This window comes from Fuerstiella sp. (assembly GCA_022447225.1).
GTDB lineage: Bacteria > Planctomycetota > Planctomycetia > Planctomycetales > Planctomycetaceae > S139-18.
Genome location: JAKVAZ010000006.1, coordinates 584,551 through 603,371 on the forward strand (window position 1 = coordinate 584,551; position 18,821 = coordinate 603,371).

Genomic DNA, 18,821 nt, shown 5'->3' on the forward strand with positions numbered 1-18,821 from the left:
TCGGTCTTCGGCCGGTCTTTGAGTCAGGCCCGAAACGACTTAAGTTCTCGTGGCGAAAGAGAAAACGGTTCGCCGGCGATAAGAGTAAGATCCGCCTTCACCTCGATGATGCGTGACTTGCCCTCGGCCAGGTCGGCATCGTGACACTCCATGCAGTTCCGTTCCACAAAAGCCTTTGGCACACGGTCCTTGGCGCACACGCTGAACACAGTGACCCGGCGAGAAACCAAGTCCACGTGAAATGACGGTAGCCATGCCCCATCATTTGTTCCTTAGGGACATCGCCCCGGCGTGGACGACACGCACCTGGTACAGGGAGGTGCGGGCGGTAATGAAGAGAGTCCTGTAGTCCTGGCCGCCAAAGCAAACGTTGGCAGGATTTTCGGGAACCTTTATGGTCTCCAGTTTGTTGCCGTCGGCATCATAGACCAGGACCTGCCCATGGGTGAGGTAGAGATTGCCCTTCACGTCCACCGCCATACCGTCGCTTCCCTCGTCGATGGTGAACAGTTTTTTTCCAAGAGCTCCCTGCTGGCTCACGGCATAGCAGGTCACAGTGTCGGGATAGTCGTGATACTTGGGCTCCGGATGCCGCTTGTGCCCGCCTGTGTCGGCAACGTACAGCCGCAAGCCGTCTGGAGAAAAAACGATACCGTTGGGCATGGCCAGATCCTTGATCAGGGCTTCTACTCTGCCCGTTTCCGGATCCAGCTTGTAGACCCAGTGGCCGGGGATTTCATGCGGTCCGCTCAAACCCCACGGGGGATCCGTGAACCACAGGCTGCCGTCCTTCCAGACGGCCACGTCGTTAGGGGAGTTGAAGCGTTTTCCGTCGAACTTGTCGGCCAGGACCGTTGCCTTGCCGTCCTTCTCGATGCGGATGATGTTCCGGGCTGCATGCTGACACGAAATGATACGGTTTTTCAGGTCGAGGATATTACCGTTGGCCTCCTCGCTTTTGCGAAACACAGACAAGCCACCCTGCTCGCTCCACTGCATGAGCTTGCTGTTCGGGATGTCGGAAAAAACAACCTTGTTTTGTTGCGGCAGCCAGACGGGGCCCTCGGTGAACTTCATGCCCCCGGCCAGTTTCCTGACCTTAGTCCCGTGTTCGACGACGGAAGCGGCCTGGAGTGAGTGTGCCATGGCAGGAAGAGCAACAGCAAGAGACAGGATGATTGTTTTCATGGTCATCGGTGAGTTGGGTTCGGTAAATGGGCAGGACCATCGTTGGGCCGTGCTTTTGTTACTTGATGGAACAGATGCGTTCCTCGATTGGCGTAGAGAATAATTTTCAACTGTCGGCCTTCAGCTGCGCACAGAATCCGGGACGACAACTCCTGAGCAGTTCCTTAAAGCGGAGGGTGATTTGCACGCCGCTACGTCCATTAGCGGGGTTCCTGGCCTGGGTCGGATTCTTTATTTTGCAGAATGTGCGGTCGCAGACAAGCGTTATCAGCTTACTGGAAAGCTTTCACCGAGGCACTAAACCGGACATCCTCAGGCCCCAGGCAGGGGAGCCCACTTTCTTGAGGTTCCCCTCTGAGGGAGATCCGGCAGGCGGTCAGACTGGCCCCGGTGGCGGCAGAAACGAAGAGAATTTTCCCACCGGGTGAGGGTGTCAATCCCCGGGGGATCTTGTCGGCCTTACCGTCTTCCAGCACGCGTTAGCGAAAAACACGATCGAAGTCCCGACGATGTCCGCGAAGAGAAATTTCCCGGTCGGGTTGATCAGGACATCAGCCCGGCCGGAAGCCTCTGCTGGCAGATGTTGAGCACGCTGTTGTCGCACTGATGGTGCTGCAGTTCGTGCTGTTGCCGATGGCAGGCAGGACATCTGACGCCTTCGCACGCAAGACCACGCTGCTCTTCCGAGACACAGTTAACGGGACGTGCCTCATGTATTTTTGCGCTGCGACGTTGACCTCGTACGCGTTGGCCAGTGATATGACTCTGAGACTCTCCGGGAAGCGATTGTACATGACATCCACCGATCGCAAATTACGGACAATGCCACTCAGACGCACGTCCACAAACACAACGGTGCCCCGCGCCCGGAGTTCCTTCTTGCCCCACCCTGAACGACTCCAACTCATCATTCCATATATCATGAAATCGCAGTCAGCAGTGATTTCAACAACAGCTGCTTCGTCATCCCACATATTGAACGCGTCATGCGTTGCGGACATTCCCACAGCAACTGCGCCAGCCCGCTTCAGCAGAAGTTCCAATTACGGCTAAAATTACGAGGACGGCTCCCTGCATAAAAAAACGTTGCATGGGTAAGTCCTCCGTCCTGAGAAGCCAAATGTGGTACGCTGCAACCAGTCTGCCGTTACGAATGCTCCGAGTCGCATTCCCCATATCCCCCCTAACTCTGTGTATGAATCAAAGTTACAAACAAACCTTGCGTGTTTCGTGAATTCTGTTCAGACATTGCGAACGTGATCAAATCCACAAACAAATCTCATCACATCGATATCAGAAATCTGATAAAGTAATTTGACAGTGGAAACAAAAGGACCTCTCACGTCCCGCTCCAGGCAACATTACTGCGAACCTGGCCCGACGTCTTTCTTCCTTCAATGTCGCATAACGATAGAATGTCGAACCTCGCGCAACATTTGGGAGTCATTTCGTGGGTAAAGCACATTCCGGCCGTTTTCTAAAAATCGTGGACCTCGCTCGAGGTAAAATTCGCGAGTGCACCGTTGAGGACATCGCTGAACGGCAAAAGACAAGCAGCGATTTAAGGCTACTCGATGTGCGGGAAGAAAGTGAATTTAACAAAGGGCACATCCCGGGTGCTGTTCACCTTGGAAAAGGCGTAATTGAGCGAGATGTCGAAGAGAAATTTCCCGATACCGACACAGAACTTTTTCTCTACTGTGGAGGCGGATATCGCTCGGCACTTGCAGCACTGAATCTGCAGTTAATGGGATACACTAACGTGATCTCCATGGACGGTGGATTTCGAGGATGGAAGGAAGCAAATCAACCTGTCACCATCCCGGACTCTGATTAGATCCGGTTGGCAGTAACATCCAACAGATTGTCTGGTGACACTGACTGCGTCAATTGGTTCATTGCGAAAGCAGAAGTTTCGACGATGGGACGTTTTGGTCTTGCACTCAAAATCCTGTTCAATGGTCATCCAGCGAGAAAGTTCGACGCCGCGCGGTCCCGCCAGTCGCCTCCCGTCACCCAACAGGCTACTCCCGAACCGACCCGGAGTGAGGCTGTAACCTTACTGGCCGCGTTCCGGCGTGATACTCGGTGTGTAGATTTTGTTCAGGAATCAATTGACGGATACAACGACGCACAGGTCGGAGCTGCAGTTCGCGACGGGCACTGCGGTTTTCGTGATGTCCTCAAACGTATGTTCGATCTTAGGCCAATCATTGATCGGGAAGAGGACGGGGACATCCTCGCACCTGACCCTGCATCAGCCCGATGGCATCTCATTGGTAACATGGGGCAATCGTCCCGAACTGTTTCCGGAAGGCTGTTGCACGCCGGCTGGAAGTCGCTGAGGTGCAGGGTCCCTGAATGGTCCGGCAGTTCCAGCGACACAGAAGTTGTATCGCCGGCCGAGGTACAGGTTTCTTAATTCTGCAGCATCGTGTTGCTGTTCGTAGTCCCTTCTTCAGGCGGAATCAACGCTACCGGAAGATATCCTGACCACCTGAGTTCGGAACGGCAAACAATGTTACGCTGTTGTATCTCAACCCCAAGGTTCAATCGGCTGGCTGCAGCTGTCCTGGATTGCGGCAGTTTTTTTTTACCCGACTTCATCAGAATCAGTTGACCGGCGCATGCCCAGAGATTTTTTAAAAGACGTAAAACGCGAATACGATGTTGTCGTGATTGGCAGCGGCCTGGCCGGGTTAACAAGCGCCAATATTCTTGCGAGACAGGGATATTCGGTTCTGCTGCTGGAACATCACTACCAACTGGGTGGAATGGCCACGTGGTTCAAACGACGCGGTGGCCATATCTTTGATATTTCTCTGCATGGTTTTCCGGCCGGAATGATCAAGAGCTGTCGTAAGTACTGGACGAAGGAAATCGCGGACTCGATTGTGCAGCTCCATGGAATCCGCTTCGAGAATCCCCAGTTTTCGTTACGAACAACATTCGACCGCCAGGATTTCACAAAAATCCTTACTGAAAAGTTCGCAGTCTCACCGGAGGCAGTTCAGGGGTTCTTCGACACGGTTCGCGGAATGAACTTTTACGACGATCAGGACAAAACAACGCGTGAAATGTTCGATGAATTTTTCCCGGGCCGCGATGATGTTGTCCGACTGCTGATGGAACCCATTACCTATGCAAACGGATCCACACTCGATGACCCGGCAATTACGTACGGAATCGTCTTCAGCAACTTCATGCACAAGGGGGTATTCACTTTTGAAGGCGGTACCGATGCTCTGATTGGCCGGATGAAAGACGAACTTCTGGCCAATGGAGTGGACCTTAGAATTCGCACCCTGGTGGAAAAGATTGAAGTCAGCGCCTCACAGCAGGTCCAGGCCGTTGTCGTCAATGGCCGCCGCATTGGCTGCCGTGCTGTTGTCAGTAATGCCAACATCCGTTCAACAATTCTGGACCTGACGGGCCCTGATCATTTTGATCCCGATTTTGTAGCCGACACACATGCTGTCAGACTCAACAGCAGCAGTTGCCAGGTCTACATGGGACTTAACCCCGGTGAGGGATTTGATGCAGGCGTTGGTGATCTGCTTTTTCACTCTGAACATTCCGGTTTCGACATCGACGCAATGCTGAGCATGAATGTGAGCAGTCGGACGTTCAGCTTCTACTATCCACAAACACGTCCTGGCAGTGATCGCTGGCTGGTTGTGTCCTCGACAAATGCCAACTACCGCGACTGGGCCGATCTTTCCGATGAAGATTACAGAGTTGCCAAACATGAGCTGGAACAGACAACACTGGACTGCCTTGAACAGTACGTTCCGGATGTTCGGTCCAAAATTGATCACATCGAAGCGGCCACACCAAGGACGTTTGAACATTACACACGCCACGTGGCCGGATCATCTTTCGGCACAAAATTTGAAGGACTCAGGGTCAGTCAGAATCTTCCCGGACAGATTGGTGGTCTGTTTCATGCGGGTTCCGTCGGCATTATAATGTCGGGCTGGCTGGGAGCAGTGAACTACGGCGTGATCGTCAGTAATGAAGTCGACAAACTGCTGGCATCTCAGTCACCCGTCTAAACACCGGTGGCGGAATGCCTAAAACGGAAACTGCCCGTCCAGCGGTGATTCTGCCAGCTGAATCAGAAAAGCGGACAGTCGTTCCACAATGACCTTCATCAACGCCTCACCTTTTTCCGCGGTCGCCGGATGTGGATTACCCACCCCGGTGTTACTTGTCAGCAGGTGCCAGGGCCGGGTAATACTCACCCAGCCCTCATTAACAGCATTGAACTGTGTCTCACGTACCGTTCCGTCGTCAGCAGCAATGGTTCCATCCTCGTTCCGGCGAACCAGATGCTCAAAAAACGCCAGCCCCAGTGCGGTCTCCATTTCGCCGGCGTGGTCACCAGGTGACTCAAACAGTTTCTGCTGAACGTCATGAGTAAGGCCTCGAAACCAGTCACACAGGAACAGCTGAACCGGTGTGCTGCCGTGGAACTCGCGCAGCAACGGCTTAAATTCGTTCCCGCCGTGACTGTTAAGAATCACAAGTTTCAAAATTCCGTGGCCGGCAAGCGAATCGATCAAATCACGGAGGACCGTCCCCAGCGTAGCCGGATTGACGTTCATCGAAAGCCGGCAACGCGACTGGTTGGTCTGGGTCCCGTAAGGAATCGCCGGCAACAAAATGACACGAGCTCCACCATTCCAGGCAGCTTCGCAGACACGGCTGCCGATTGCTTCTGATTCCAGTGTATCGGTCCCGTAGGGCAGATGCAGATTATGGGGTTCGGTAGCCCCCATCGGCAGGACCGCCACCTGATACTCGCAGTCTTTGACGTGATAGTAGTTGGTTTCAGCCAGAATCCAGGGACGCATTGATGACTCCATGCAAATTACAGCGTGTGATACCGGACCGTTACCGCAACAGCCGTGCGGGGAACACGCATCACACTTCTCCGCGTACTGAATGCCCTGCAGTTCCTGTCCGTACCGAAGATCGAGTCTATCGCCTTCACCTATGACCGCAAACAGCAGCGACCAGTATGACCATTGATCCTTCAAAGGATTCCTGCGACCGTGTGCAGTAAATCCGTCCGTACAACCGGGACGGATGAGTCTTTTCGTGACTGCAGCAACTCAGACGATCGTCCCTGACAAACCGATTCTCTGCAGAGGACAGATGCTGCCGTCTTTAGCAGATTTAACAACACGCAACCGGTGGCTGACTACACGGTTAGTCGCCGCCGATTACCAGTCCGTCTTCTGCTGTGTCCCTCTGTATCTGCGGAAATTAAAAGATGAATCAAATCACTATTGGCAATTTGGAGCTCTCAGTGATCAGCGGAGGCAGAATGCGTACTGACGGCGGGAACATGTTCGGTGTTGTGCCGCGTGTTCTCTGGTCGCGCATCTGCCCGCCGGACGATCAGAATCGAATCTCAATGGATACAAATTGTCTGCTGGTACGAACCCCTGATTCACTGGGGCTGATCGATGCCGGTTACGGGGATAAAGCACCCGAGAAAATACGCCGTCGCAGCTGCATGGAATCCGGTGCACCACTGCTTAAGAATCTAAATGATGTCGGAATCTCAGCGGACGATATCGACTGGGTCATTCTGACACATCTTCACTTCGACCACGCCGGAGGGACCACCAGAATTGACAACAGTGGTAATCTTCTGCCGGTCTTCCGGTATGCCCGCCACTTCGTTCAGCAATTCGAATGGGACGACGCCGTTTCCGGCCGTGCGGAATTCGCCGGCGCCTATGATCCTGACGATTTCGTACCATTGCAGGATGCAGGTCTGCTGACACTCGTGAAAGAAGAACATGAAATTGTGCCTGGCGTCACCACCCGTCGAACAGACGGTCATACCCGAGGACAGCAGTTAGTCCGGCTGTTTTCACATGGACAAACTGCCGTCTATGTGGCGGACCTGTGTCCTACAGCAGCACACCTGCGTCCGATGTGGACAATGGCTTATGATCAGTTCCCGCTGACGACACGAAGAACCAAACCCGAAATCCTGGGAGAAATTGCCGACCAGGATCACGTTGTGATACTACCGCACGATCCCGGTACAAAGATCGCGAGGCTGCAGCGCCACGGGCCGGCGGACTTTGAGCTGTTACCTCCGGCCTGAACGGACGCCAAAGACAATACCGGCAGATACAAAAGACGGCTCTCCGGTAAAACTGGCCAAACAGATCTGAATTGATTCACAGGACAAACACAATCTGCAGAACAATGACTGCGGACTTCGGCTAGCGAATAAAGAACCGCTTCGCATCCCGAAATATTCGGGCGTCCTTCTCTTCCAGAATCTTCAGATTTTCGACAGCAGATGCAGCGACCTGAGCATACTGCTCAGGATCCTTTTTACCGGCCTTTTCACATGCCAGCATGTAGCGCACAATCGCACGTTTGATGGACGGAATCTGATACTCTTCCTGGTCAAACATACCCATCAGACGACTCTGCACAGACCAGTCTTTCCAGCGTGCCAGGTCGGCAATAATCAGATCACTGAGTTCGGGACGATCCAGTAACAGATACATCGCACCGGCAAGCCGCTCGATCGGAATATGCCCGGGTTCGTGCTTCTTCATGAACCGAAGTGTGTTGACCGTGGCATAGGTTTCTGAAAACGGCAGTTTTTTCTCGACACCGGATTCGGTCGTATAAAACTCATTGCGTATCTTGGCATCTTCAAGCTTCTCAAGCCCCTCTTCGCCGGTGAGCATCAGATAACCGGACATGATTCCCTCCAGTCCGAGACGGAAATCACTGTCGACTGTCATAATTTTCTTTTCCAGAACTACGGCATCATCTTTGGTGCCGCAGAGTCCCAGCATCATGCCGTACAGGGCGATACGGGTGACAGAAGTCTCCGAATCGGCAACCCATTGGATCAGTTTTTCACGCGGCATCTGATCCCTGAGCGGTCGAATGATCTTGTAGGGAGCAGCCGCGAATTCTCCGTAAGCGTCATTGGAAACCAGCAACTCGGGGTGTTCCAGATACCCGAGAAACCATGCTAACCGCTTCTGACGCTGCTCCGGATCCTTTTCAGGAGCAGGACAATTTCGAATGTATTCCCATGAATTCTCTGTCACTTTGGTTGGCGGTTGCCAGTTGAGATAGTCAGTCCCCGGCCCCATTAAGGCAAATTGCTCACCCGTTTCTCCGGCAGCATAAAACGGCAATGTCAGAGTTTGGTCAGGCTGAAACGTATCATCCTGCGACCGAGCGACAGCCAAAATCACGAACTCGACACTCCCGGCTGTTTGATTATCGGGGCGTGACGCCTTAACCCATTCACCAAGCAGCAAATGATCCGACTGATCAATCATCTCTGCCATTGTAAGCTGCGGAGCAGTGCAGAAAGGACAGGCGTTCACTGAGTCACTGAATACCAGGGACGCCCCCATCAACAGTGCAGCAGACACAACGACACGTGATTGTAAGCGAAGTGACAACATTTCTTCCTCCAGCCTGCCGGCATTCGTTATTCAGTGATTACGCCGTCATCAATAAAGAACAGCGCATACAGGTCAACCTCATCGGCATGGGGTTCAATGCGCAACGTTCCTTCAACGTCAAAGGGCGTGCCTTCGATCAGATCGGTCGACGCGCCATCCTCAAGCACCACAGCAATCATGTCGTATATCTTCGGTAACGGGCCGTAACAACATTCTCCGTTGTCCCGCACAAACAGAAACTCAGTGATATCCTCTGTCTCATATCCGGGCCGCATATATCCTCGAATTCGTACGCTGGCCCCGTTGAGCTGACTGAGCCACTCCGGAAAATGGTCCGGCGCATCCACCGTCACAGGATCCATGTTCAGAATTTTGAGCAGATCAATGTCGTCGAAAGTAACTCGAAGTGCCGTGCCTTCTTTGCGAAACTGTCGATAAGGGATCAAAAGTCTGATGGTATTCGCATTTCCGGAATCAGCAACTGACGGAGCAGCCGAATCACTTTCGCCGGTATCATCCCTGTCGCTCGTAGCGGAACGTTCAACGACTTTTTCTGCTTCTGCAGCGGGCGCAGGACCCGACACGACATCAGTCGTATCAACCTCGTCAGCGACAGACACATCGATGTCCGGATGGTTACTGAGCGTCGCCTGGGGTTCAACCTTTTGCTCCGGTTCAACCTTTTGCTCCGGTTCAACAGTTATCGTTCCGGGGTCCAGATTTTCGAACCTGACGAAGTCTCCGGACTCAGAACCACTGCATCCCGCGGTTAGTACACTCAGAACCAGACTGAATAAATAACATCTGATTCCGGAAGGAGGTCTCACAGACGATATCCGGCATACAGCAAGCGTTGGCAATGAATCCGTCATGACAACCCCTGAATAACGCATCAAAGAACTAAAATCGCGTCCTTGATGGTTCAACCATTTGAGCTTCCACCGTGTACACCGCCTCACCGGAAGCAGCAGCCACGTTTGCTCTAAGTATACCGGCCACAGAAACCATTCCATTGTGACCATCAATCTTCCTGCCGTCCTGCATTCTGACGAGCATCATATCGTAAGGTTTTGGTTCCCCACCAAAACAGCACTCACCATTATCTTTAAGAAACACGAATTCTTCCAAATCCTTTTGAGTCTGAGTTAGCCACATGAATCCCTTGAGAAACAACTTCTGTCCGACTAATTTCGCAACCTCCGGATGTAAACGTCGCTGGCCCCCCTGGAAGTACTGAAATTCCCGGGCAGAAATCTCTTCAGGGAAATTGACCCTGAGATACCCCTCCGGCACCTCGTGGTTGTAATGGTAAATCTGGCTGGCAATTCCACCAGAGACGCCGGCCAGCGACAGCACCAGCCCCAGAGCCGCCAACAGCATGCCCCGAACCATCCCGTGTTCACCACGAATTCGCAGAATCGCAGCAATACTGACAATCACAGCGATACCGGCAACAAAAATTCCAAACAATCCGAGAAATGCCGTGAGTCCACAGATTCCAAGCAGAATTGCCACGGATCCCCATGGTGATACCGGGATATAGCTAAAACTGGCAGACTGACTGCTCTCCCCCCAACCAAAGTCCTCCGATAATTTTGTATCGCTTATCTGACTCGGACCAGGCTGGTCCAACAAATCCTGGGTCATGACTGTAAACCGTTGAGCGAAACGAGTTTGAGGTAAACGGAGATGTGCAGACGAACCGCAACACGTACCGTCGATCCGACAACCATTGTACGTTCGCTGTCTGTGGTCTGTGAACGAATTCGCAGGGGTTTTTATACATTGGAGGGACTTATGAAAGGAGCCGAAATGACATCCGGATCCCCGTAACCGGGACACATAGCAGACTTTTTCACATCGGTCTCAGTTCCAGCACGAGCTTCCGCTGAAATGCACGATCGATTCAAACCATCTACAATCGACGTTTCACGGTACTTGCCGTATCTTCAATTCTGAGTCTCCTTAGCAATGGTTTTTCATCCATGCCATCGTTGCCGGTCAAACCCAATGTTCTGCTGTTCGTCACCATGGCTGCTCTGGCGTGGGGTGTTTACGTTCCTCTGGTCCATGGCGCAGCCAGCAAACTGGGCAGTAGTCTCCGCGCGTTTCTCATGGTCGGAGTTGCCTATTTTCTGACGGCGGTACTGATTCCCTGCCTGTTCATCTTTTTGATGAACAGCGATCCGACCGTCAAAGACCCGACCAAGGTCAATTTCCAGGTTTCTAATATGATGTGGGGACTGGCTGCCGGTGTCGCGGGTGCAGCTGGGGCACTGTGTGTGATTTTCGCAGCGAAAGCTGCAGGACCAGGAGCTGCATTGTATGTGGCACCTCTTGTTTTCGCGGGTGCCCCAATCATCAATACAATCGCATCGATCACAGTCTTCAGTCACGGAAAAACAGCTGTCCCCTCTGCACCATTCTATCTGGGACTCGTTCTGGCTGCGGCCGGTGCCGCGATGGTCATGATCTACAAACCCGGTGAAATTGCAGAACCACCGGCAGTTCCTCAGCAACAGGTTGAAACCGGGAATAACTCCGAATAAGTCAATCAGCAGGATGACCAACGAACAGATTGCCGACGTATTCGAACAACTGGCAGACCTGCTGGAAATTCAGGGTGCCAATCCTTTCCGGCTGCGTGCTTATCGGAATGCGGCCCGTACCATTAAGTCCACGGCCCGTTCGTTTGCTGCGCTGGTGGAACAGAAATCGGATCTCACACAGTACTCCGGTATCGGTAAAGACCTCGCCAGGCAGATTTCAGAAATTGCTGACACCGGTCAGCATCCAAAGTTGACTGAACTGCGTCAACAGGTCCCACCGGGTGTGGTGGACATGCTGAAAATCCCCGGGGTTGGTCCAAAGAAGGTAGCCGTTTTCTTCAATACACTGAATCTCACATCACTCGAGGAACTCAAAGCTGCCGCGGAATGCGGCAAACTGGCTGAACTCAAAGGATTTGGCAAAAAAACCGAACAGGCAATTCTGCAAAACATTGATCTGGCTGCTGAAGCGGGCCGTCGAGTTCGGATTGACGTAGCCCGCTCGTCTGCAGAGGCCGTGTTGGAAGATCTGTTGCAGCTTGAAGAGGTTACTCAGGCCTCAATAGCCGGGAGCTGTCGCCGCCGCAGGGAAACCTGTGGTGATCTGGACGTATTGGTAACCTGTTCCTGTCATCGCGCCCCCATGGATGCTCTGGCAGATCATTCGCTTGTCGAGTCTGTTCTGCAGCGAGGTGAAACGAAACAGAGGGTCCGTTTAACATCAGGCATTGAACTGGATATGCGTGTTGTTCCAAATGAGTCGTTTGGTGCAGCACTGCAGTACTTCACCGGCTCAAAGGAACACAACGTAATTGTCCGACAGCGAGCCAAAGACCGAGGATTGAAGATCAACGAATACGGTGTATTTCGCGGTGATCATCAGGTGGGCGGCGCAACGGAAGAAGACATCTATAAAGCGGTCGAACTTCCCTGGATACCGCCCGAACTGCGCGAAAACCGAGGTGAAATTGAGGCTGCAGAGAATAATCAACTACCCGAACTGCTGACGATTGACCAGATCAAAGGTGATCTGCATATGCACACGACCGCGTCAGACGGAACAGCTTCCATTGTTGAAATGGCCGAAGCGGCGAAAGCACGCGGGCTCAAATACATCGCCATCACCGACCACAGCAAACGGGTCTCGATGGCGAACGGTCTGGATGCCGATCGTCTACGGACTCACTGGGAGCAGATTCGCCAGGTAAACGAACAAATCAAAGGCATTGAACTTCTGTGCGGGATCGAGTGTGACATCCTGGAAGATGCCACCATGGATCTGGAAGACGAGGTGCTGGCGGAAGCGGACTGGGTCATCGCGGTACTGCACTACGGACTGCAACAGCCCCGCGAACAGATTATGAAACGACTGATGTGTGCCATATCGAATCCTCACGTGAATATTATCGGACATCCCACCGGACGTCTCGTAAATCGTCGTGAAAGCGCAGACATGGACATGACTGATGTCCTCAAAGCAGCTGCCGACAACTCAGTCATGATGGAAATCAACGCCCATCCCAAACGTCTGGACCTGAACGACATTCATGCTGCCGCTGCCAGAGACCTGGGGATTCCAATTGTCATCAGCACCGACGCTCACAGTGTCAGTGGATTCGACGTCCTGCAATACGGAGTTGATCAGGCGCGCCGAGCCGGACTCAGCAACGTCGACGTGGCAAATACCAGGTCCTGGGCGGAGTTTCGCAAACTACTGTGAGCAGCCCGCGAACCAAAAGACGTCACCTGACCTGCTACGTCAGAACCTCTTTAACAATTTCACCGTGGACGTTGGTAAGCCGTCGCTGAATACCATTGTGATAATAGGTGAGCTGCTCGTGATCGATTCCCATGAGATGTAAAACTGTGGCGTGGAAGTCATGCCAGGGAATCGGACGTGTTACATTTTTCCAGCCGACCTCATCGGTCTCGCCGAATGCAAATCCGCTTTTCAGACCGGCGCCGGCCATCCAGCAGCTGAATCCGTAACGATTGTGATCCCGGCCAGGGCCAACTTTGTCGGCAGCGGACTGGGAAAATGGAGTACGACCAAATTCCGTGGTAAACAGCACCAGCGTATCCTGCAGCATTCCTCTCTGTTTGAGATCTCGCAGCAGAGCTGCCACGGGCCGGTCGATTCGGCCCGCCTCGATCGTATGGTTCTCCATGACGCTTTCATGGGCATCCCAGCTGGCACGCGGGCTTCCCGCAATCGGGCCTCCGGAAAACAGCTGTACAAACCGGACACCTCGTTCCAGCAAACGACGCCCCAGCAGACAGCGTCGCCCCATATCGGATGTCTGTTTGTCATTCACACCGTAGGCTTCCGCGGTTTCCTGGGTTTCACCGCTCATATCAGCGACCTCGGGAACCGACAGCTGCATCTTCGCGGCCAGTTCATAGCTCCTGAGCCGGGCCGACAGGGCGGCATCTGCATTCGTTTGCGACAACTGATGCCGATTGACCGCATTAACAAATTCTCTTGTCGCCTGGTCCGCAGCAACCGGAACAGGCTGAGCGGGAAACAGATCAGGAACCGGCTGGTCACCAGCTTCAAAGACCACCCCCTGACTGCTTGACGGCAGGAACGCACTACTCCAGGTGGATGTCCCGGTATTGGGCGCCCCTCGTTCGTCGTTAAGAACAACATAGGCGGGCAGTGAATCAGTTTCAGAACCCAGCCCATAAGACAGCCAACTGCCCATCGAGGGAAATCCGTTGGCTTCGAACCCGCTGTTGGCCACAAACAAAGCCGGTGTGTGATTCGCTGACTCCGATTCCATGGATCTCAGAATCGTCAGATCATCAGCCAGTTCAGCAATGTTTGGAAACATGTCAGAGATCATCAGGCCGCTGTCGCCTCGCGGCTCGAACTTCCATTCCTGCTTCTTCAGCAGTCCAACCTGCCCAAAAAAGATGTCAGGCTGTTCATCGGTCTGCAGTGACTTTCCGTGAAATTTTTCCAGTGCCGGTTTGTAGTCAAAAGAGTCGATATGACTCATACCTCCGATCAGGCAGATGTGAATGGCTCTTTTGGCTTTTGCCGGAAACTGCGGCAGACCGCGCCCGAACTCCGCAGCCGACGCCTCCCGGCTCAGCATACTCGTGAACGCTGTGGCTCCCAGACCATTGATTCCCCAGTTGAAGAAATCACGGCGCGCCGGATCTGCGGCAGGAAAACTGGCTGTTGAAAACATCATTCGCTCATTCAATCAGGACAAATTCAGATGTATTAAACAATCCGCGGCACAACGCCGGTAACCCGTGTTCGCTCACAAGTGTCAGCGACAGCTGACGCTCCTGGTCAGTCGGCAAACGAGCCACCGCCAGCTGCCATGCCCGACTGACCTGATCAGACGCAGCGTCACCCACGTCCTTTCGGACACGTTCGGCAAACAAGGCAGACATATGTAAGACAAACGAATTATTCAGGAGACTAAGCGCCTGCAGCGGAGTTGTCGTGACTGCCCTGCGAGGGGCTGTACTGGCTGAATCCGGGCAGTCAAAAGTATCCAGCAGTGCGCTACGTCCTCCCCGAGGATTGAAACGATAGACTGTACGACGAAAAGTGTCCTCACTGTCGGTAAAAACCGGAGTATAGTAGGTCGTCCCGTTGTTGCTCACGATCGACACGTCAACAAAACCGGGACCGCCTGCCTGAGTGTTAAGTGTGCCGGATACCGCCAGCATCGCATCGCGTACACATTCAGCCTCCAGCCGGCGAGGTGTCATCCGCCACAACAGCCGATTTCCGGCATCAACGTCCGCACCGTTCCCCGAATCAGACTCCGGTGAAAACGCCGCCTGACGATAAGTTCCTGATGTAACCAGAAGTCGGTGAAAATCCTTCATACGAAAACCGCTGTCTCGAAAATGAACAGCCAGCCATTCGAGCAGCTCCGGATGACTGGGACGACCGCCGTTAAAACCAAAATCGTTCGGTGTATCGACAAGTCCGGTGCCAAAGTGATAGTGCCAGATGCGGTTAACAATGATGCGGGGAAACAGCGGATTGGAAGGATCTGTGATCCATGCAGCGAGCTGGCGTCGACGCGATTCTTCCGGAGCATCCGCCGCCAGATGAAAATCCGAATCGATTCCTCTGACCGCAGCCACAGCTGACGGCTGCACCGGCTCTCCAATGTTGTACGGGTCGCCTCGCAGCAGGACGTTCATCTTTGCTCCCTGCTGCGGCACCAGGGTATAGAGTTTTCGATCCGCCAGCTGCTGCAGCCGATTACGATGTTTGGTCAGTTTCCGTGCCTGTTCCAGCAGCTCCCTGCGAACGTCACGCTGCGTTTGCGGAATCCATTCTGTGATCTGTTTTTCGGTTACGTATTCTGTCGGAGAACTGGCAGCCGCTGCGATCTCTTCAGCCGACAGCGCACGGTCGTACAGCGCGGCCCGATGAATCCGCCCGCTTAAAAATCCTTTGCCGGATTCTGTGTGACGTAATCCAAAGATCACTCTGGATTTTTCCCCTGTGTACTTCTGAATCGGACCTTTGCGAACAGAATCACCGTATCGAACACCGTCGCGATATCCGGTTATAGTGCCGTCTTCGGCGTATACATATGCCATATGCACCGGCCGACTCACTGCCTCGGTTTCCACCGGTCCGCGAAACGAATTCGTACGAACGAATCCATTGCTGCCGGGCATCCAGCGGCCGGGTTCATTTTCGGCAAACACAATCGAGTCAAATACACGGCCCTTCTTTGTCTCGATTGAGATTGCTCCGCCGCCTCGCTGCATCAGATTGTCAAGCTGCACCCAGACTGTCAGAGTTTTTGCAGTAATGTCTTTCGGTACAGGAGGTGTGGAAACGAACGAACTCCCGTTAAGAATAACGGATCCATTTTCAATACGTACATCTCCGTGAGGAGATCCGTGAAGATTCCCGCTGCTGTCACTGAAATCAGTGTCAAATTCCCAGCGAGCCAGGGCAGCAGGTGCTGTGGATTTCGTATCGGTATCCGTTGAACGGCTGGCAATGATTTCCCTTCTGGCTCTTTGTTCAATTGCCGCCATCTGCTGCATGACAGTCGATAGCCTTTCAATGACCTGATTCAGTTCCGCTGCCTGTTCCGAAGTTTGCGCTGTTCGCTCACCAAAACCAAGACCTGAGATAGCGGAGGTGAGCTGATAGAATTCCTTTTGTTTGATCGGATCAAATTTGTGGTCGTGACAGCGGGCGCAATTGACCGTCAGTCCCAGAAATGTCTGTCCAACTGCTGCAATCACCTCTTCCAGTTCGTCCTGCCGAGCAAGCAGTCTCATGCGTTCACTGCGTCCAACCACCGTATTGTGAACTCCTGCAACCCAGAACCCCGTGGCCGCCGCCCCTTCATAGCCGGGGTTGAGCTGATCACCAATCAGCTGGCAGCGGACAAATTCATCGTACGGCATGTCGCGGTTAAACGCGTTGATCACCCAGTCACGATAAGGCCAGGCATTCATTCGTGGACGGTTGCGTTCGAATCCACCACTCTCTCCGAAGCGCACAACGTCCAGCCAGTGTCGCCCCCATCTTTCGCCGTAGTGCTCCGACATCAGCAAATCATCGACCAGTTCCTGATAGGCCTTCTCCGAAGGATTGGACGCAAAGACAGCGACGGTCTCCGGATCAGGCGGCAACCCGATCAAGTCGAAGTAAAGGCGACGAACCAAAGCCCGAGGACTTGATGGACCGGACGGCCGCAGTCCGGCTTCGCGCAGACGCCGGAGGACAAATGCATCAATGTCATTACGAATCCACTCGTCGGAATCGGTTTCCGGAGGTGCTGTTTGTTTCAGCGGCTGCAGTGACCACCAGTCATAGCCGGCTCGTTTCGGTGTTGTAACAGCAAAGGGATCGATGAGACTCGTTCCCCACTCCGCCCCGTTTTCAATCCAGTCTTTGATCACGATCTTTTCAGAGGCATCGAGCGGATGTTCGGGTGGCATTTCGTCACTGTCAATTCGTTCCCACAGCAGACTGGCTGAAGGATCACGTCTGACAATCACCTCGCCACTATCCCCACCTTTCATCGCCAGATCAACATGGCTCAGGTCGAGCCCCCCCCCGGGATCTGCCCCACTGTGACACTCGAGGCAGCGTACGGCCAGAATCGGGGCAACAGTCCGATCGAAATCGGCCGATTGCTCCGCCCGGACAATCGCGCCCTGACTCAAAGCTGCAGCAACCAGCAGGATTCGAAAAACGGAATTGGCATTAGGACAACAACAGTGCGGCACGATAATTCCATCCGAAAAGACGGGCCTGCAAAACAAGACCAACAACAACTTCATTATAAAGACCCGTTTCCGTATCCCGCAAGCAGTTCTGACCTGAAGAATAACACTCTTCAGGTCATCTTAATGCTCGCCGACCGACGGGATTCCCCGCCGGACAAACTTGTGTAGCCCAACAGACTCATATTAACAAAAAGTACAACACTGCGGTTACTCAATCAGAAGTCGAAAGATGTCCAGGTTTTCAGAACACGGGCTGTATCAAAATGTTTTTCGCTGTTTGATCGTTTGACTGTGCCCTGCACAGCGGTGAGTTCATCCGGCTGCAGGTCCGTATCCAAAGTTCGCTGTGCTTTACATCACAATACCAGTCGAAGCAATAACGGTCGCCGGTAACAGGAACAACCACAGTTACGAACGAATTATTATGCTGTCCGGCAAAAAGCCTGTTCCATCACACGTTACTCTAATAAAACGGTGGCTGGCAATCCCCCGCCCATCCGCCAGAATTCGGGTTTAGGTTCACTATTACTGCGACAATGGACAAGACGATGACCTGGGAATGTTTCGACGTCAGCATCGAAGATCGGATTGCCCATATCGTCATGAATCGTCCTGAAAAGCGTAACTGTATGTGTGAGTCGTTCTGGACCGATTTACCGGCTATTGTTCAGGACATCGATCAGAATGCCAGGGCACGAGTGATTGTCATTTCATCCACAGGGCCTCACTTCTCTTCAGGAATCGACCTGGAAATCCTGACGGGTGACGGGGCGGGACAGGCTGACAAAAACAACCCGCAGCATGGCGCTGCATTCATCGCCAGGGTTACACAACTGCAACAGTCATTCAACGCTCTGGAGAATTCCCGACTGCCGGTCATTGCCGCCATTCAGGGAGGCTGCATTGGAGGAGGTGTCGATCTGGTGACTGCGTGTGACCTGCGGTATGCCACAACAGACGCCTTCCTGAGCATCTACGAAATCAATGTCGGCATGACAGCCGATGTAGGAACATTCCCCCGAATTACGAATCTGGTTCCGGAAGGTGTTGCCAGGGAACTGGCCTACACCGGCCGACGCATGCCGGCTGCAGAAGCAAAAACATTCGGTCTGGTTAACGATGTGTTTGAGGACCACCAGACAATGCTTGAACACGTCATGAAAATTGCAACTGATATCTCCGAAAGGGCACCACTTGCGGTTTACGGCTGCAAACGGGCCATCACGTATGCCCGGGATCACTCGACGGCAGATACCCTGGATCATATCGGCATCTGGAATACCAGCATGCTGGTCCCGCAACAGATTGCCGAAGCCATGCAGGCGGCCGCCGACAACAGATCGCCGCAATTCTGCGATCTGCCGGTGATTAACTGAACGCG

General features: G+C 53.3%; 16 protein-coding genes. 7 read left to right on the top strand and 9 right to left on the bottom strand.

The features are described from left to right. Positions 1-23 precede the first annotated feature (23 nt). The 3 genes from MK110_06745 to MK110_06755 all read right to left on the bottom strand — a co-directional run bounded on the left by MK110_06745 (position 24) and on the right by MK110_06755 (position 2,189). Positions 24-200, bottom strand: coding sequence for a hypothetical protein (locus MK110_06745; protein MCH2210982.1), 177 nt, complete (start codon positions 198-200; stop codon positions 24-26). A gap of 61 nt (positions 201-261) precedes the next feature. Beyond that, entirely contained in the window at positions 262-1,188 is a 927-nt protein-coding gene (locus MK110_06750) for an SMP-30/gluconolactonase/LRE family protein (GenBank protein MCH2210983.1), read from the bottom strand. 551 nt (positions 1,189-1,739) lie between these two features. Beyond that, a complete protein-coding gene (locus MK110_06755; GenBank protein MCH2210984.1) occupies positions 1,740-2,189 on the bottom strand; it encodes a hypothetical protein in 450 nt (149 codons plus the stop codon). 449 nt (positions 2,190-2,638) lie between these two features. Here MK110_06755 and MK110_06760 point away from each other — a divergent pair, with 449 nt between their 5' ends. From MK110_06760 to MK110_06770, 3 genes are all read left to right on the top strand, one after another. Beyond that, the gene (locus MK110_06760; GenBank protein MCH2210985.1) at positions 2,639-3,025 is read left to right on the top strand and encodes a sulfurtransferase; all 387 of its coding nucleotides are present in this window, start codon (positions 2,639-2,641) and stop codon (positions 3,023-3,025) included. Between the two features lie 84 nt (positions 3,026-3,109). Then, positions 3,110-3,610: a DUF2760 domain-containing protein gene (locus MK110_06765; protein MCH2210986.1), complete on the top strand. Its 501-nt coding sequence runs from the start codon at positions 3,110-3,112 to the stop codon at positions 3,608-3,610. 205 nt (positions 3,611-3,815) lie between these two features. Continuing rightward, entirely contained in the window at positions 3,816-5,243 is a 1,428-nt protein-coding gene (locus MK110_06770) for an NAD(P)/FAD-dependent oxidoreductase (protein ID MCH2210987.1), read from the top strand. Positions 5,244-5,261: 18 nt separating this feature from the next. Here MK110_06770 and MK110_06775 read toward each other — a convergent pair whose 3' ends face one another. After that, positions 5,262-6,044: a creatininase family protein gene (locus MK110_06775; protein MCH2210988.1), complete on the bottom strand. Its 783-nt coding sequence runs from the start codon at positions 6,042-6,044 to the stop codon at positions 5,262-5,264. A 422-nt stretch (positions 6,045-6,466) separates the two neighbouring features. Here MK110_06775 and MK110_06780 point away from each other — a divergent pair, with 422 nt between their 5' ends. Continuing rightward, positions 6,467-7,315 (top strand): MBL fold metallo-hydrolase, encoded by an 849-nt coding sequence (locus tag MK110_06780; GenBank protein ID MCH2210989.1) that lies wholly within the window; start codon positions 6,467-6,469, stop codon positions 7,313-7,315. A gap of 121 nt (positions 7,316-7,436) precedes the next feature. Here the strand turns inward: MK110_06780 and MK110_06785 are convergent, their stop codons facing one another. The 3 genes from MK110_06785 to MK110_06795 all read right to left on the bottom strand — a co-directional run bounded on the left by MK110_06785 (position 7,437) and on the right by MK110_06795 (position 10,301). Then, positions 7,437-8,654: a hypothetical protein gene (locus MK110_06785; GenBank protein MCH2210990.1), complete on the bottom strand. Its 1,218-nt coding sequence runs from the start codon at positions 8,652-8,654 to the stop codon at positions 7,437-7,439. Positions 8,655-8,680: 26 nt separating this feature from the next. Beyond that, entirely contained in the window at positions 8,681-9,481 is an 801-nt protein-coding gene (locus MK110_06790; GenBank protein MCH2210991.1) for a DUF3299 domain-containing protein, read from the bottom strand. A gap of 73 nt (positions 9,482-9,554) precedes the next feature. Beyond that, positions 9,555-10,301, bottom strand: a complete 747-nt coding sequence (locus MK110_06795; protein ID MCH2210992.1) for a hypothetical protein — start codon at positions 10,299-10,301, stop codon at positions 9,555-9,557. A 338-nt stretch (positions 10,302-10,639) separates the two neighbouring features. Here MK110_06795 and MK110_06800 point away from each other — a divergent pair, with 338 nt between their 5' ends. Then, positions 10,640-11,203 carry a hypothetical protein gene (locus MK110_06800; GenBank protein ID MCH2210993.1) on the top strand — a complete coding sequence of 188 codons (564 nt, stop codon included), beginning with the start codon at positions 10,640-10,642 and terminating at the stop codon, positions 11,201-11,203. A gap of 13 nt (positions 11,204-11,216) precedes the next feature. Next, complete coding sequence (gene polX, locus MK110_06805) at positions 11,217-12,923, top strand: DNA polymerase/3'-5' exonuclease PolX (protein ID MCH2210994.1); 1,707 nt, start codon at positions 11,217-11,219, stop codon at positions 12,921-12,923. Positions 12,924-12,957: 34 nt separating this feature from the next. Here the strand turns inward: polX and MK110_06810 are convergent, their stop codons facing one another. Together MK110_06810 and MK110_06815 are read right to left on the bottom strand one after the other, a co-directional pair. Further along, positions 12,958-14,403, bottom strand: coding sequence for a DUF1501 domain-containing protein (locus MK110_06810; protein MCH2210995.1), 1,446 nt, complete (start codon positions 14,401-14,403; stop codon positions 12,958-12,960). Positions 14,404-14,407: 4 nt separating this feature from the next. Then, positions 14,408-17,440, bottom strand: coding sequence for a DUF1553 domain-containing protein (locus tag MK110_06815; protein MCH2210996.1), 3,033 nt, complete (start codon positions 17,438-17,440; stop codon positions 14,408-14,410). Between the two features lie 548 nt (positions 17,441-17,988). Between MK110_06815 and MK110_06820 the strand changes: the two genes are divergently transcribed. Then, positions 17,989-18,816: a crotonase/enoyl-CoA hydratase family protein gene (locus tag MK110_06820; protein MCH2210997.1), complete on the top strand. Its 828-nt coding sequence runs from the start codon at positions 17,989-17,991 to the stop codon at positions 18,814-18,816. Positions 18,817-18,821 lie beyond the last annotated feature (5 nt).